At 60.7% G+C, this 15,561-nt stretch carries 13 protein-coding genes; 12 read left to right on the top strand and 1 reads right to left on the bottom strand.

Annotated elements, in window-relative coordinates; genetic code table 11:
- Positions 1-47: 47 nt before the first annotated feature.
- The 4 genes from FY550_RS02495 (at position 48) to FY550_RS02480 (ending at position 4,744) form a co-directional block, all read left to right on the top strand.
- Entirely contained in the window at positions 48-815 is a 768-nt protein-coding gene (locus FY550_RS02495; protein ID WP_149054336.1) for a GntR family transcriptional regulator, read from the top strand.
- Between the two features lie 50 nt (positions 816-865).
- Positions 866-1,885, top strand: a complete 1,020-nt coding sequence (locus FY550_RS02490; protein ID WP_070981399.1) for a TAXI family TRAP transporter solute-binding subunit — start codon at positions 866-868, stop codon at positions 1,883-1,885.
- Between the two features lie 77 nt (positions 1,886-1,962).
- Positions 1,963-3,900 carry a TRAP transporter permease gene (locus tag FY550_RS02485; protein ID WP_149054335.1) on the top strand — a complete coding sequence of 646 codons (1,938 nt, stop codon included), beginning with the start codon at positions 1,963-1,965 and terminating at the stop codon, positions 3,898-3,900.
- A gap of 70 nt (positions 3,901-3,970) precedes the next feature.
- Positions 3,971-4,744 (top strand): MipA/OmpV family protein, encoded by a 774-nt coding sequence (locus FY550_RS02480; RefSeq protein ID WP_233350259.1) that lies wholly within the window; start codon positions 3,971-3,973, stop codon positions 4,742-4,744.
- Between the two features lie 37 nt (positions 4,745-4,781).
- On the opposite strand, the gene polA is transcribed toward FY550_RS02480, so the two are convergent.
- Positions 4,782-7,562, bottom strand: a complete 2,781-nt coding sequence (gene polA, locus FY550_RS02475) for a DNA polymerase I (RefSeq protein ID WP_070981395.1) — start codon at positions 7,560-7,562, stop codon at positions 4,782-4,784.
- Between the two features lie 158 nt (positions 7,563-7,720).
- On the opposite strand from polA, the gene FY550_RS02470 reads away from it, so the two are divergent.
- The 8 genes from FY550_RS02470 to FY550_RS02435 all read left to right on the top strand — a co-directional run bounded on the left by FY550_RS02470 (position 7,721) and on the right by FY550_RS02435 (position 15,511).
- Positions 7,721-8,029: a DUF2782 domain-containing protein gene (locus FY550_RS02470; RefSeq protein WP_084388277.1), complete on the top strand. Its 309-nt coding sequence runs from the start codon at positions 7,721-7,723 to the stop codon at positions 8,027-8,029.
- Positions 8,030-8,156: 127 nt separating this feature from the next.
- Entirely contained in the window at positions 8,157-9,113 is a 957-nt protein-coding gene (locus FY550_RS02465; RefSeq protein WP_070981393.1) for a homoserine kinase, read from the top strand.
- Positions 9,114-9,235: 122 nt separating this feature from the next.
- Positions 9,236-9,859, top strand: a complete 624-nt coding sequence (locus FY550_RS02460) for a hypothetical protein (protein ID WP_149054334.1) — start codon at positions 9,236-9,238, stop codon at positions 9,857-9,859.
- Positions 9,860-10,035: 176 nt separating this feature from the next.
- Entirely contained in the window at positions 10,036-10,848 is an 813-nt protein-coding gene (locus FY550_RS02455; protein ID WP_149054333.1) for a glycosyltransferase family 2 protein, read from the top strand.
- Entirely contained in the window at positions 10,838-11,137 is a 300-nt protein-coding gene (locus FY550_RS02450) for a lipid-A-disaccharide synthase N-terminal domain-containing protein (protein ID WP_149054332.1), read from the top strand. Before FY550_RS02455 ends, FY550_RS02450 begins: the two co-directional genes overlap by 11 nt.
- Entirely contained in the window at positions 11,134-12,876 is a 1,743-nt protein-coding gene (locus FY550_RS02445) for a glycosyltransferase family 39 protein (RefSeq protein WP_233350258.1), read from the top strand. Before FY550_RS02450 ends, FY550_RS02445 begins: the two co-directional genes overlap by 4 nt.
- Entirely contained in the window at positions 12,873-14,540 is a 1,668-nt protein-coding gene (locus tag FY550_RS02440) for a glycosyltransferase family 39 protein (protein ID WP_149054331.1), read from the top strand. Before FY550_RS02445 ends, FY550_RS02440 begins: the two co-directional genes overlap by 4 nt.
- Positions 14,537-15,511 (top strand): NAD-dependent epimerase/dehydratase family protein, encoded by a 975-nt coding sequence (locus FY550_RS02435; protein ID WP_070981383.1) that lies wholly within the window; start codon positions 14,537-14,539, stop codon positions 15,509-15,511. Before FY550_RS02440 ends, FY550_RS02435 begins: the two co-directional genes overlap by 4 nt.
- Positions 15,512-15,561: the final 50 nt, after the last annotated feature.

Below are 15,561 nucleotides of genomic sequence, written 5' to 3'. Positions count from 1 at the left end.
TAGCTATTTAGTGAATAGCGCTCCCGGAAACGATAGCGGGTTGTACCATGACACTCGATAAAATCGTGGAAGTCTGCCTTCCGCACTTCGAAAACACGCGCCTGGGCGTCCCGAAGTACGCTCGTTTCTACAATGCCATACGCGATGCCATCGAAAGCGGCCGGCTCGTTGCGGGAGACAAGCTGCCCTCCGAACAGGAATTATCGACGCGCCTGCCCGCCAGTCTCGGCACGCTGCAAAAGGCACTCAAGGCACTCGCGGATGATGGCATCATCGTCCGCCAGCATGGTCGCGGGACCTTCATTCGTGACCAGGCCATCCGCTATGAAGACATTCGAGTGTTTCGTTTTCTCGATTCCGGCAGACCGTTACCACTGACCCTGCAGGGTGTTGGTATTCAACGGCTGCCCATCGAGGGAGAACTGGCCGAATTCTTCGACCGGGACGAGTGTGCCGTCATAGAGCGTCTGGTTCAGGTCGAGGGTGAACCATGGACGTTCAACGCCTTTTATCTGCCAATAACACTCGCCGACGAACTACTAAAGATGGCGCCCGCCGATTTCGACGGTTTCTCACTGCATGAATACCTCCATCGCTCAAGACAGTTACTGACCGCCCGTTTTGAGCATCAGCTCTGCATGCGTCATTTCAGCAGTGCTGCCTGTCAGGCCCTGGGAATCGAAAAAACGCCTGCACCCTGTCTGCAATGGCAGGTCTACGGCTATACCCGGGAAGGCAAGCCAGCCACCTTCCAACGTTTCGAACTTCACCCTGAGCACCGACCGATCGAGCTGAAAACACAGCTTGAGCGGTGATATCGCGCGACCCGAACTCCAGCAACAACAACTCAAGAGGGCTATCGACCATGTATCAGGATGACCATAACGCCAAAAGACGTCAGCTACTCAAATTCGGTGTAGCCAGCGCGGGCCTGTTGATGATGCCCGGGCTGAGTTACGCAGCAGGCAGACCACGCGAACTGAAATGGGGCTCGGCCTCCCTCGGCTCCACGGGATACATCATTATCGAAGCGCTGGCCCAGGCAGTGCAGCGACACAGCGATATCCCGACCTCAACCCTGTCGACCTCCGGCGGTGCCGAGAACATGGCACTGATCCAGCGTGGCGAGATCGACTTCGGGCAAACCACATCTACCGATTGGCCCGTGGCAACCCAGGGTAAAAAACCCTTTCGGGCACCGGTCGATGCGCGTCAGGTCTGCGCCTACACGGTATGGAATATTCCGTTGATCGTACGTGCGGACTCGAATATCCGGAGCTACGCCGATCTGGCTGGCAAACGCATCATGCCTTCCTCGGCAGGCGGTGCGACGGCGATCATGTATCAGGCACTGCTACAGGCAGCTGGTGTGGCCGACAGTGTCGACTGGACCTATGGCTCCTGGAACGACACCTTCAACGCCTTCAAATCGGGCGCGGTCGATGCCATCCCCGCCGTGTTGACCAATGGCCGAGCCTCGCCTTCGCTGGAAGAGATCAATACCTCGACGCCCTTTCGTGTGCTGCCGATCGAGCAGGAGACGCTCGACAAGGCCAGAGGCATCAATGGTGGTCTGCTCAAGAGCACCGTCAGCAGTGAACAGTGGAAACACGTTGAGGGTGAAATGCTGATCCCGGCGATTTCGGGCGTACTGGCAGCCAGCCCGGATGTGACCGATGACGAAGCCTACCAGGTCTGCAAGGCCATCTTCGATAACAGTGAAGAGGTGCGCAAGGTAGGCAGTCAGTTGAAGGACGTCAGCGCCGGGTTCGCTACCCGATATCTGCTGCCCGATTATCCGGTCAACGCCGGCGCGGCTCGCTACTTCAAGGAAAAAGGGGTCTGGGACGAGCAATTGATCATTGCTGATCCCGTCTCTGCATAGCCTGCATGCCCTCTTCCTCTGACCGGGAGAGGGTCGCGGGTATTTCTCCCTGAGACACTTGCCAGGCGGTCAATGCCATGAACCCACCCCTGCTTCATGCCGAACGCGACTACTGTAATGCACATAACCTGGTGCTGTTGCTGACGCTCGTCATGGTCGCTACGCACCTGACGCAGACCTTTGTCTTCTATTTGCCGGCGGGACAATTCAAGGCTTTGCATCTCGGCCTGTCACTGCTCATCGTCTTTGCCCTTGCCGCTGGTCAGAGTACTCGCGCCCTCGCACGCCTCGCTTTCTCGCTGCTTTTCGTGGCTGCTGTCGTCAGCGCCGGCTACGTCCTGGTCGAGTATCAGGGGCTGACGACCGAGCGGGTCTTCGGCCCCGAGCACCGGGACGTCGTGGTGGGCTGCGCGCTCATCGTTCTCGCTCTGATCGCTGCCTGGCAGCAATGGGGCGCCACCATCCCCATCATCGGCGCACTCGGTCTGCTCTACGGCTACTATGGCAACCTCATGCCAACCGAGGTGCTGCATCACTCCGGGCTGAGCTTCGAGCGTCTGATCTCTTATGCTTCGATCCCCAATTTTCAGGGGGTACTCGGCTCGCTCACTGCACTCTCCGCCGGTACCATTTTCGCATTCATGGTGTTTGCAGGCCTGCTGAAATCAACCGGTGGCATCGACTTCATCATGGGCTTCGCCACCAAACTCGCGGGCAATTCCCGCGGTGGCCAGGCCAAGATTGCAGTACTCGCCAGCGCATTCATGGGCATGATATCGGGCAGTACGGTGGCCAACATCGCCAGCACAGGCACCATGACCATTCCCCTGATGAAGCGTACGGGCTTCAGAGCGCCCTTCGCAGGCGCCGTCGAGGCAGTCGCCTCGACCGGGGGGCAGATGACGCCACCGGTCATGGGGCTGACAGCTTTCCTGATGGTCGGTGTGACCGGTATCCCTTACGACGAAGTCATTCTGGCAGCGACCCTTCCCGCCCTGCTTTACTATTTCTACCTGCTGTTCTCCATCCACCTGCAAGCAGTGCGTGATCAGGATCAATTGCAGGGTCAGTCCATGGACGATATTCCCCCCGCCAAAACCCTGCTGGCACGCTACGGACATCTACTGTTCGCGATCGCATTGCTGGTCTATCTGCTGATGAGTCAGATGCCACCGGCCTATGCCGCTGCCTATGGCTGCCTGGCGATCATGGTTCTGGAACTCATCAGTGCCGCAGCCCGGCATCACCAACAGCCACTGAAAGGGCTCCGGGCAGCTTTCGTGCGTCTGCTCGAGGGACTACGCGAAGGGGGCACAAGCGGCGCCAGCATTGCCGTTATCGTGGCGGTCATTGGTATCTTTGTCGAAGTCCTCACAGCGACGGGATTCGCTCAGAAGCTGTCTTACCTGATGTTGAGTGTCGCAGACGGCAACCTCGCCATCATGCTGGCTATCGCCGCTCTGGCGTGTCTGGCTTTCGGACTGGGTCTGCCAACATCAGCCGCCTATATCCTGGTGGCCCTGCTGACCGCTCCCGCATTGATCGATATGGGACTGAGCATGATGGCAGCCCATATGTTTGTACTTTATTTCGCAATCTTCTCTGCACTGACGCCGCCCGTGGCAGTGGCGTCGCTGATCGCAGCACGCATCTCCGAAGCTCCGTACTTCGCCACATCAATGCAGGCCGTCAAACTGGGTCTGCCGGGATTTTTCCTGCCCTTTTTATTCGTGGCACGACCGGAGCTCTTGCTGATCGAGGGCTCGCTTCCCGAACAGATCGGAATCGCAATCGTCAGCCTTCTGGCAATGGTGGCACTCAATATCGCCATCGTCGGTCAGGGGTTCGGTCGCGCCGGCTGGCCACTTCGTCTCCTGTTACTGCTGGCCGCCATGGTCATTCTGGTTCCGGGGATCACCGGCACTCTGCTGGGAACAGTCACTGTCATTGCCTTGTTGACCGGCCAATGGTGGGTGACACGGCGTCATCACCCGATCTCTTCGCGGACAACCTGACTGGACTTTCAGACGCATCCTTGTATGTTCATGCTCGTTCATTAACGCTCAAGGGCCTGGAGCAACCTACATGCCAACATTTTCATACAAGGTTTTGCGCTCGCCATGGATGCTCGGCGGTTTACTGCTCACCGGCGTGGCACAAGCTCAATCACCCGGCTGGGAAGGCACCATTGGCGCCGGGGGACTCTACAGCCCCGACTACCTGGGTAGCGACGACTACGAGTGGAAGGCCAGGCCGGCACTGGATGTCAGCTACGGTGATACCTTTTTCGTCAGCGTCACCGATGGCATCGGCTGGAATGTGGTGCACCAGGACAAGTGGCGCGTTGCACCGTTTATCGGCTACACGTTTGGGCGTGATGATGATGGAGACCTTGATGATCTGGACAAGGTCGACGGCGGCGCAACCGCCGGGCTGCGTGTGAGCTATCGTGACGATGCCTGGCGCTACAAGGCTTCTGTCGAGACGCCTTTCACCGGCGATATCGATGGCTACAGGTTCAGATTTGGCGCTACCTACGTAACGCGCCTCGGTGAGCGCGCCGCCTTTACCCTTGGCCCACGTGTCAGCTATACCAGCGCGGCCTGGACTGACGATCTGTTCAGTGTTTCGCAACGTGAAAGCACGCGCTCGGGCATCGACGCCTACAATCCGGATAACGGCTACTTTTCGATCGGCACCGATGCCTCGCTCAGTTACTACATTACCCGCCAATGGTCGATCACCGGCCTGGTCGGCGTAGCCCGCCTGACCGGTGATGCGAAAGACAGCCCGATCGTTGACGACATCGGCGATGCGACGCAGTGGCGGGCCGGGGCGTTCATCAATTATCACTTCTAGTATCGGCGCCACCAGCATACCCGGACTCAGGCCAGTGTCAGTGCGCCTCATCCCAATTGTCGCCGGCATTGGCTTCCACCAGCAGCGGTACATCGAGCCGGGCGGCGCCCTGCATGTGCTGACGTACCGCCTGCATGAAGGACTCGGCCTGCTCGCTGCGCACCTCGAAGATCAGTTCGTCATGAACCTGCATCACCATCACGGCATCGAAGTCACTCGTCTGTAGCCAGCCATCCACGTCGATCATGGCACGCTTGATGATATCGGCGGCGGTGCCCTGCATCGGCGCATTGATGGCAGTGCGCTCGGCGGCCTGGCGGCGATTGTGGTTGCTGCTGTTGATATCGGGCACATAGAGCCGACGGCCGAACACGGTTTCGACGAAACCATCCTCCGCTGCCTGCGCCCGAATCTGCTCCATGTAGCGCGCCACGCCGGGATAGCGTTCGAAATAGCGTTCGATGTAAATCTTCGCCTGCCCCGGCTCGATGCGCAGCTGCCGCGACAGCCCCCAGGAACTCATGCCGTAGATCAGGCCAAAGTTGATCGCCTTCGCGCTGCGCCGCTGCTCACCGGTCACGTGCTCGACCGGCTTACCGAATACTTCGGCGGCCGTCGCAGTATGGATATCGCGATTCTCGGCGAACGCTGTCAGAAGCCCGGCATCGCCGGAGAGATGCGCCATGATGCGCAGCTCGATCTGGGAATAGTCCGCCGCTACCAGCCGGTAGCCCGGTTCGGCAGTAAAGGCCTGGCGAATCTTGCGCCCCAGCTCGGTACGCACCGGAATGTTCTGCAGGTTGGGATCGGAGGACGACAATCGCCCGGTCGCAGTCACCGCCTGATGATAGCTGGTATGAATGCGCCCGGTGGTGGCATTGATCAGTTGCGGCAACTTGTCGGTATAGGTCGACTTCAGCTTGGTCAGCCCGCGGTGCTCCATGATGGTCTTTGGTAGCGGGTAGTCCAGTGCCAGTTCCTCGAGTACCGCCTCCGCAGTAGAAGGAGCCCCCTTGGGGGTCTTCTTGATCACCGGAATCTTCTGCTCATTGAACAGGATCTCGCCGAGCTGTTTGGGTGAGCCGAGATTGAACTCACGTCCGGCCTGCTCGAAGGCATCGCGCTCCAGCAGGCGCATGCGTTCGTCGAGTTCGCGGCTCTGACTGCCCAGCAGGGCCGTATTGATCGACACACCAGTACGCTCCATGCGCGCCAGCACCGGAATCAGCGGCCGTTCCAGCGTATCGAGCACTTCAGCCAGACGCCCTTCGCGCTCCAGCCTCGGGCGCAGATGCGCGTGCAGACGCAGCGTGACATCGATATCCTCACAGGCGTATTCGCCAGCGGTATCAAGATCGATCTGGTTAAAGGTGAGCTGCTTGACCCCCTTGCCGGCAATCGACTCGAAACTGATGGTCTTGTGCCCCAGCCACGCCTGCGCCAGCGAATCCATGTCATGCCGGGTCGCGGTGGAGTTGAGCACGTAGGACTCCAGCATGGTATCGGTCAGCGCCCCTTCAACGCTGATGTCGTAACGCGCCAGCACTTCGATGTCATACTTGAGATTCTGACCGATCTTGCCGATCGCAGCGTTTGCCAGCAGCGGCCGCAATGCAGTCAGCACCCGCTCACGCTCGAACTGCTCGGGGGCATCGAGATAATCATGCGCCACCGGCACGTAGACTGCCTCACCGGGCACCAGGCCCAGTCCGATACCTACAATCTCGGCTTCCATATAGTTGAGACTGGTGGTCTCGAGATCAAAGCAGAACGCTTCTGCCTGCGCCAGCCGTGCCAGCCATGACTCGAACTCCGACCACTTGAGCAGGGTGCGATAGTCGCGGTGCTCGCTGGCCAGTGCGGTGGCCTCGCTGGTCATCGCCCCCCGGTCGTACTCACCATCGCCGGTCGGCACATCAGGCGCTGGCGCCCCTTCGCTGCCGCCCTCCAGCAACTCGTTGAGCCAGCCCTTGAACTCGAGGCGCTGATAGAGGGCCAGCAGCGCTTCACGATCCGGATGAGCAATCTCCAGATCGTCGAGCCCGACCGGTAACGGGCAGTCGGTACGAATGGTGGCCAGACGATGAGAGAGCCAGGCCTGCTCGCGATTGTCCTCGAGCTTTTTCGGCATGGTTTTGGCCCCGCGAAAACCCAGCGTGGTGACCCGTTCAAGGTCACCATAAATGGTTTCCAGACCGCCCTCCATACCGGTCAGCAGTGCCAGTGCCGTTTTCTGCCCCACGCCCGGCACCCCGGGGATGTTATCCACGCTGTCGCCCATCAGCGCGAGATAATCGATGATCAGTCGAGGCGGAATACCGAACTTCTCCTCGACGCCGGCTACATCAAGCGTCTCGTTCTTCATGGTGTTGACCATGGTGATGTGCTCGTTGACCAGCTGCGCCATGTCCTTGTCGCCAGTGGAGATGATCGCATCACGGCCCACTTCGGTGGCCATCCGCGCCAGCGTGCCGATGACATCGTCGGCCTCGACGCCCTCGATGCACAAAAGCGGTATGCCCAGCGCCCTGACACATTCGTGCAGCGGCTCGATCTGTGCACGCAGATCGTCCGGCATCGGCGGGCGATGCGCCTTGTACTGTTCGAAGAGTTCATCGCGAAAGGTCTTGCCACCGGCATCGAAGACGACCGCCATGGGGCTTTCCGGATACTGCTTGATCAGGCTCTTGAGCATCGCCACCACGCCGCGCACGGCGCCCGTGGGTTCACCCGTACTGGTCGTCAGCGGTGGCAGGGCATGAAAGGCGCGGTAGAGATAGGCGGAACCGTCAACGAGGACGATCGGGGCGTCGGCCATGAGGACTCCAGCATCAGGCAAAATCGGAGTGACATGATACGCAAGCGAACGCGGTGTGGCGAAGTCAACGCACGCTTATCGACTCGCCAGTCCAATTACAATCGGATAACATTTACGCATCTTTCCCGGATATCTCCGACCCGCCAAAAGGGGTTGTCATGATTGCCTTGCACCATCGCCTGCCTTTCACCATGCGACGGCCCTGGTCAATACTGCTGCTATGCCTGCTGCCCGCACTACCGGCGGCGGCGGCCGACAGGGCGCCTCAGCCCCAGGTGACGACACAGCATGACCAGGGGCGGACCATCCGCGAATATCGGATCGATCATCAGCTCTATGCCCTCGAGATCATCAGCGATGGCAAGACCCTGATACTGATCGACCATGATGGCGACGGCAATTTTCAGCGTACGGACACCCGCGAAGGCCCTCCCCCGATTCCCCCGTGGGTGATTGGCAAAAAATGAAGCGTTCGGATCACGTGCACTGCGACTTCCGGCAGCATTCAGCCTTCTGACAGGAGAGTGTTAAACTTCGCTGCGACAGCACACAGCGATGTGCCCGATTTCCGAGCAGCAGCCCTTCAGGAGTCCCATGGCGGTCTTTACTCCCCTGAGCGACGATCAGGTCGCCGATTTTCTCGAGCGTTTCGATGCCGGCCGCCTGATACGGCTTGAAGGCGTGAGCGGTGGTACCGAAAACAGCACCTTCTTCGTCACGACCGATCGCCATGCCCTGGTCCTGACCCTGTTCGAGCAGGGCGACCAACGCGAACTGCCCTTCTTTGTCGAGCTGCTCGATCATCTTGCCGCGCATGATCTCCCCGTTCCGGGTCCCCTGCATGATCGCCAGGGTGTCGCCCTGCAACGGCTTGCCGAGCGTCCGGCACTACTTTTCCCGCGTCTGCCCGGCGAACATCCCGAACAACCCACGCAGGCGCAGTGCCGGGCCATCGGTCACGCCCTGGGACAAATGCATCGTCTGACGCGTGAGTTCCCGGTTCAGCGCCCCAACCCGCGTGATCTGAGCTGGATCGAACAGGCCGCCGAACGGGTCATGCCGTATCTGGACGATGACGAGCAGCAGCTGATGCGTGAGCAGATTGCCGACTTCGAACGCCTGCTGACCCCGCATGAATTGCCTGGTGGCGCCATTCATGGCGATCTCTTTCGTGACAATACCCTGTTTGATGGAGAGCAGCTGGGCGGGATCATCGACTTCTACAATGGCTGCACCGGTGATCTGTTGTTCGATCTCGCCATCGTCATCAACGACTGGTGCACCACCTCACAGACAGCCCTGCACGAATCCCGCTATCAGGCCATCCTGGTGGCCTATGCGGCAGAGCGCCCCTTTACCACCGTCGAGCGTGAAGTCTGGCCGGTCATGCTGCGCATGACGGCCCTGCGCTACTGGCTGTCTCGCCTGCTGGTGGTACATGTCGATCCGCCGGCGCATACCCTGACGCCCAAGGACCCCAATGAGTATCTGACACTGCTGAAGCGGCGTATCACGCACGCGGTTCCTCCACTACCCACAGCTGGCCCTTGAGAGTCTCGGATACCAAAAGTTACATCACCGGTACCGAACTTTCATGAAACATTAAGAGACTTCGCGCACTCTCATGAGACTCTGACCGGTCAATGGCTTCAAGCCGAGAGGAATTTTCCGTGATGCAACGATTGATGAGTCGCTATGCACTGTCTCTTCTGGGCAACCATCGCGACAGCCTGTCACTGGCCCTGTTCGGTGTGATTGCACTGAGCCTGTGGCAACCGCTCTATCAGCTGACTGATGTCCTGTCGCTTCAGGTACTGGGAGAAACCGACCTGTTCGAGGCGCTGGAGCACGGGGCCGCGCCCTTCGATACAGCTGAGGTCAACTGGTTGACTGCAGCGGCAGTCTTGCTGACCACTCTGCCCTTTCATCGCATCATGCGTCGCTTCGGCTACATTCGACGCACGGCGGTTCGTGCCAGCTGTGTGTGGCTGGTCATGCTCTCTCTTACCCTGATGGGCGGCGTATGGGCCTTCGATGTGCTGTTTGTCGGTGCCATGCTGGCCGCCACTGCCCCACTGATGCGCGGCGAGTTTCATCGTCGCCGGGCCATCGAAACCGGCTGTTGGCTGATGCTGGCCATCATGCTGTTCGGCCCGGGCGCAGTTCTCATGCTGCTGATGGCGGCACTCTCGGCGCCACTCTGGCGGCGCACTGCACTCAAGCACACCGACTGGGTCAATCTGCGCCGTGCCTGTGCCGGCGCCGTAGTGGCCGCTCTACCACTGCTGCTGAGCTGAACATGCCGGGGCGCCGTCCATGCGGCGCCCCACCTCAGGCGCCCGCGTATTTCCCGCTACTGCTTCCGAACAATCGACACACCTGCATTGTGCGTTCGATACTATCGACCTTCTGCTTAATAAGAACTTAAGTCGCTCTCCATAGGCTGGTCGTGTTTCGGATCGGGTGTCCTGCCATGTCTGTCGCTACGCTTTCTGTATTGATTCCGGCCCGCAATGAGGCCGCCAACCTGCCCACCCTGCTCGATGAGATCGAGTCGGCCCTGCAGGATATCGCCCATGAAATCATCGTGATCGATGATGGCTCGACCGATGCCACCTGGCAGCTTTTGACCGAGCGTGCCACGCGGCAGAGCAACCTGCGCCCCTTGCGACATGCCATCAGCGCCGGGCAGAGCACCTCGATGTGGCAGGCCGCGTGGCTGGCTCGCGGCACCTGGCTTGCCACCCTGGATGGTGATGGTCAGAACGACCCGGCCGACCTGCCAGGCATGCTGGAGCGGGCACGCGGCAGCGAGGTGACGCTGGTCGCCGGCCATCGGACGCAACGCCATGACAGCTGGGTCAAACGCTGGTCATCGCGCATAGCCAATGCCATTCGCAGCCGACTGCTCAACGATGCCACCCCCGATACCGGATGCGGCATTCGCATCATCGAACGGGATGCCTTCCTGCAATTGCCCTATTTCAATCACATGCATCGCTTTCTACCGGCACTGATTCGCATGCAGGGGGGTCAAACCCTCTCCTGTGCGGTCAATCACCGCCCCCGTCAGGCCGGTCATTCCAACTATGGCACCCTGGATCGACTCATCGCCGGGCTGGCCGATCTGATCGGTGTCATGTGGTTGAACCATCGCAGTCGTCTGCCGGCGATGCTCTACAGTGAACCCTCTTCCCCTTCACCGGACGGGCACCCCAGCAAACCCGGCCCCACAGGCGAGCAGGCCAATTTTTCCGATCATGGAGCCGACCGGAATGCACATTGAAGCCCTCTGGGTCGCCATCGGCTTTTTTGGTCAGGCCCTGTTTTCGGCACGTTTTCTGATTCAGTGGCTGGCCAGCGAGCGCGCTCGACGCAGCGTGATTCCCACCCTGTTCTGGTACTGCAGCATCGGCGGTGGCGTGGTATTGCTCACCTATGCCATCTATCGTCAGGACCCGGTTTTCATTGTCGGTCAGGCTTCGGGATTGCTCATCTATGCGCGCAATCTGGCCCTGATCCGACGCGAGAGAGACACCGGGGATACTCCGCCGGATCGTGGAGAAGGCGCGTGACCGTCTCGTATCGCATGCAACAGCTGTGGGCGTGGTGCCAGCGTCACCCGGTACTGGCCCTGCTCCTGCCGGGATTGCTCCTGTGTGGCCTGGGTATCGGGCTGCGCAGCCCCTGGCCGGCCGATGAACCGCGTTTTGCCCTGATCGCCCAGGAGATGCTGACCACGCACCAGTGGCTGATCCCGCATCGCGCCGGCGAACTCTATCCCGATAAACCGCCGATCTTCATGTGGGCGATTGCCGCGGGCCTGTGGCTGACCGACAATCTGCGTGTTGCCTTCCTGTTGCCTTCATTGCTGGGTGCGCTGGCGACACTGGCCATGACCACGGATCTTGCCCGACGGCTCTACTCTCCGAAAATCGCCCTGCTGACCGGCCTGACCCTGCTGGTGACCGTGCAGTTCACCCTGCAGGCGCGCACTGCCCAGATCGACATGCTGGTCACCGCCTTCATCACCCTCGGGCTTTATGGTGCCCTGCGACATGCGCTGACCGGCCCTCGCCCGGGCTGGTGGTATGTCGCCTGCATTGCCATGGGGCTGGGGATTCTGACCAAGGGCGTGGGATTCCTCCCCCTGCTGCTGCTCCCCGCCTGGTGGTGGCTGGGCCGTCGACCGGGGGGCGGATTAACCGTCATACCGCTTCGATGGCATCAACTGCTGATCGGTTTGCTGTTGCTGCTGGCCACCCTGGCCGCCTGGGGCGTGCCGATGATCCTGTATACCTCTTACAGCAGCGATCCGACGCTGGCCGCCTATCGGGATAACATCCTGTTCAAACAGACCGGACAGCGCTATGCCGATAGCTGGCACCACCTCGAACCCTTCTGGTACTACGTGATCGAGGTCCTGCCCTGGGCCTGGCTGCCGCCCATTCTGGCACTGCCATGGAGCCTGCGCGGTTGGAAGCAGCGTCTGGGCGCGCGCGATCCACGACTGTGGCTGCCACTCTCTTATGTAGTCCTGATGGTGGCATTTTTCTCGCTCAGCCCGGGCAAGCGCGGGGTCTACATGACACCGGGCATTGCCATGTTCGTGCTGTCGCTGGCGCCACTGTTGCCACAACTGCTGGAACAGCGACTGCTCAACCGGCTCGCCTGGGGGCTTGGTGTGCTGCTGGGTAGCCTGGTTGCCCTGGCCGGCCTGCTTGGCGCGCTGGGGCTCCCGGCACTGACAAGGCTGGCCGCCACCCAGGGCTTCACGCCCTGGAGCTGGTGGCTGACGATCGGTGCATTAACGGCCGTGATTGCCTTCTGGTTACCGCCACGCCGCGGGCTTGTCAGTCTGGCCGTCTGGCTGATGATGTTCTGGGTACTGTGGTCGACCTGGGGCTATGACGTAATGGACGCCGCCCGCTCCGAACGGGCCCTGATGAGTACGGTTTATCACCATACCGGGGATGCCCCGCTGGCCCTGATCGATTTTGATGAGGCTCAGGTACTGCAGGCACGACAACCCATCGTCCAGTTCGGCGACGCTACCCCCTCGGATGCCCAGTTCGTTCGTATGACAGCGTGGCTTCAGACAGCACCGCAGCAGCGCTGGGGCCTGCTGACGGCAGGCGAGCTCGAGGCTCATCCCTGTGTCTCCAGCGATCAGGTCATTCAGCTGACAGTGCCTGATCGTCACGACTGGCGACTGTTACCGGGAACGGCTGTAGCCGATTGCCCGGGGGATCGCGACGCTGCGCCACTGTTTCAGGCACCCACCACGACGCCCCTGGGCGAAGGTGAGCGATGAGTACGCCTACCCTGCCCACCAGAGCCCGCCTCGAATGGCGCGCTCTGGATCGACCGGCCCTGGTCGAATCAGCCCTGCTTGGCCTGCTCTGGGGGCTGATCGTGCTGAATGCCTTCGCCCGCCCCTTCATGCCGATCGATGAAACCCGTTATATTTCGGTTGCCTGGGAGATGTGGCGCGATCACAGCTGGTGGGTGGCACACATGAATGGCACGCCCTATGCCGACAAACCGCCTCTGCTGTTCTGGCTGATCAATCTGGGATGGCAGTGCTTCGGCGTCTCGGTCTGGTGGCCCAAACTCATTTCGCCTCTCGCTTCCCTGCTGGGGGGCGTGCACCTCTATCGGTTCGCCCGGCGGCTGGGACACACACGTCATACCGCACGACAGGCAGTACTGATACTGATGTCGATGTTGCTGTGGTCGCTCTATAGCGGCGCACTGATGTTCGATGTACTGCTGACGGCCTGCCTGCTGGGCGCTCTTGTGCCCCTGATCCGTGGCGAACTTACGCGCCATCGCATGCTGGAAAGCGCGCTCTGGCTGGGGCTGGCACTGCTGGCCAAGGGGCCGGTGGCGCTGCTGACCTGGCTGTCGGTAGCGCTGAGCATGCCACTGTGGCGCACGTCGCCTCTCGGCTCGGGAGGACGCGTGCGGCTGTGGCTGAGTCTCGCGGGCGCTGTGGCGATGCTGCTCGGCTGGGCGCTGATCTCGGCCTGGCATGGTGGGCCGGCCTATGCCGACCAGCTGCTGTGGCATCAGAGCGTCGATCGGCTGGGCCAGACCGCCGATCACGCCCGACCGTTCTGGTGGTATCTACCGGTACTGCCTGCCCTGCTGTTTCCCTGGGCGTTATGGCCACAAGCCTGGCCCTTCTGGCGCCGATCCGCGCTAATACCGACCGAACGACCGCGACTTCGACGCCGCCGACTGCCCTGGATCTGGGCCGGGGCACTGTTGCTGATGTTTTCAATGATCGGCGGCAAACAGATCCACTATCTGATGCCGATGTTGCCGGCCACGGCCCTGATCATTGCCGATACCCTGCATCGTCGGACGCAGTCCGCCACGGTCACACTGCGGCTGATCGCTCTGAGCCTGGCCATACTGGCGCTGACCATCATCGCACTGAGCCTGTTGCAGCCTGAAGGCAGCGGCGCCATGGTGGCGCCATCGGCTGCCGTGATCATGCTGCTCGTGGCTGTGGCCCTCTGGCTCATGCGGCTTTCATTTCGTCACGGCATGATGGCAGTTGTGCTGTTGGCCGGCGTGATACCCACCCTGCTGCTGCAATGGGCTCTGGCACCGCTCTGGCCCCGCGAAGATCCTGGCCCTCCGGCCGCGATGCTGGCCCGACTGGAACAGCAAGGGTATCCTCTCGCCTGGTTGGGTCACAATTATCAGGCCACCTTTCAGTTTGCCGGCCGACTGTCACAGTCGCTTGATGAAATCGGCGATCGGCCACACCAGGTCTGTCAGTGGCAGCAGCAACATCCAGCAGGCTGGGTCATCGGTGACAGTGATGAGCTGCCTGATACCATGACGCCACCCGCGAGTCTGCATCGTTTCCCATGGCGCGGCCATCAGCTGATGATTCTGCCTGCCGCCCCCTGGTGCGATATCAGCTCCGGCACCGTTCAACATCAACAAGACGATATGCCATGAAAGTGCTCGTAACAGGTGCCGCCGGTTTCATCGGAGGCTGGCTGATGCAGCGCCTGCAGCAGAAGGGTATCGATGCCGTGGGCATCGACAACTTCTCCGATTATTACAGCGTGACCTATAAGCGGGCCCGCCTCGAAGCGCTAGGAGTCACCCCCTGCCATACCCTGTTGATCGAGGATCAGCCGGGACTGGAGGCCCTGTTTGCACGCGAGCACTTTACCCATGTGATCCACCTGGCGGCTCAGGCCGGCGTCCGCTACAGCGTCGAGCATCCCTATGTCTATGGTGATGCCAATCTGTCCGGTTTTCTCAATGTGCTCGACACCTGCCGTCGTCATGGCATCGAGCATCTGATCTACGCCTCATCAAGCTCGGTGTACGGGCGTAGTGAAGCTTCGGTCTTCCGCGAGGACGATCGGGTCGATACACCGGCCTCGCTCTATGCCGCCACCAAGCGTGCCAATGAGCTGATGGCGCGCAGCTATGCCGATCTGCACGGCATGGCAGCCACCGGACTGCGATTCTTTACCGTCTACGGTCCCTGGGGGCGTCCGGACATGGCGCCAATGCTGTTCGCGCGCAGTCTGATGAATGGACGACCCATCGAGGTGTTCAATCATGGCCGCATGGCACGCGACTTTACCTGGATCGGCGATGTCGTCGAAGGGATCACTCGGCTGATCGACTGCCGTCCCGGTCCTGACAGTCACGGCGCCTGCCATGCCATTTACAATATCGGCCGCGGCGCCCCAACCGAGCTGATGCGTTTCATCGAACTGCTGGAACAGTCGCTCGGCCACCAGTCCGAGCGCCACTGGCGACCCATGCAACCCGGTGATGTCGAGCGCACCTGGGCGGATACTTCACGCCTGGAAGCGGTTACCGGCTTCAGCCCCCAGGTCTCACTGAGCGAAGGCATTGCCCATTTCGCCGCGTGGTGTCACGCCTATCCACAATGGATCGGCGATTGACGCTACGCTGTTCGCTACACTGATGTCATCGTTACCGTGACGCCGCATCC

Origin of the sequence: Kushneria phosphatilytica (assembly GCF_008247605.1) — a bacterium.
GTDB lineage: Bacteria > Pseudomonadota > Gammaproteobacteria > Pseudomonadales > Halomonadaceae > Kushneria > Kushneria phosphatilytica.
The sequence above is the reverse complement of the archived record's forward strand: the minus strand, read 5'-3'. Positions and strand labels throughout refer to the sequence as shown.

Excerpts from the sequence above, each read along its gene's own strand:
- FY550_RS02495 (WP_149054336.1), top strand. The coding sequence starts at position 48 with ATGACACTCGATAAAATCGTGGAAGTCTGCCTTCCGCACTTCGAAAAC.
- FY550_RS02470 (WP_084388277.1), top strand. The coding sequence starts at position 7,721 with ATGATTGCCTTGCACCATCGCCTGCCTTTCACCATGCGACGGCCCTGG.
- FY550_RS02450 (WP_149054332.1), top strand. The coding sequence starts at position 10,838 with ATGCACATTGAAGCCCTCTGGGTCGCCATCGGCTTTTTTGGTCAGGCC.
- FY550_RS02490 (WP_070981399.1), top strand. The coding sequence starts at position 866 with ATGTATCAGGATGACCATAACGCCAAAAGACGTCAGCTACTCAAATTC.
- FY550_RS02465 (WP_070981393.1), top strand. The coding sequence starts at position 8,157 with ATGGCGGTCTTTACTCCCCTGAGCGACGATCAGGTCGCCGATTTTCTC.
- FY550_RS02485 (WP_149054335.1), top strand. The coding sequence starts at position 1,963 with ATGAACCCACCCCTGCTTCATGCCGAACGCGACTACTGTAATGCACAT.
- FY550_RS02455 (WP_149054333.1), top strand. The coding sequence starts at position 10,036 with ATGTCTGTCGCTACGCTTTCTGTATTGATTCCGGCCCGCAATGAGGCC.
- FY550_RS02440 (WP_149054331.1), top strand. The coding sequence starts at position 12,873 with ATGAGTACGCCTACCCTGCCCACCAGAGCCCGCCTCGAATGGCGCGCT.
- FY550_RS02460 (WP_149054334.1), top strand. The coding sequence starts at position 9,236 with ATGCAACGATTGATGAGTCGCTATGCACTGTCTCTTCTGGGCAACCAT.
- FY550_RS02480 (WP_233350259.1), top strand. The coding sequence starts at position 3,971 with ATGCCAACATTTTCATACAAGGTTTTGCGCTCGCCATGGATGCTCGGC.
- polA (WP_070981395.1), bottom strand. The coding sequence starts at position 7,562 with ATGGCCGACGCCCCGATCGTCCTCGTTGACGGTTCCGCCTATCTCTAC.
- FY550_RS02435 (WP_070981383.1), top strand. The coding sequence starts at position 14,537 with ATGAAAGTGCTCGTAACAGGTGCCGCCGGTTTCATCGGAGGCTGGCTG.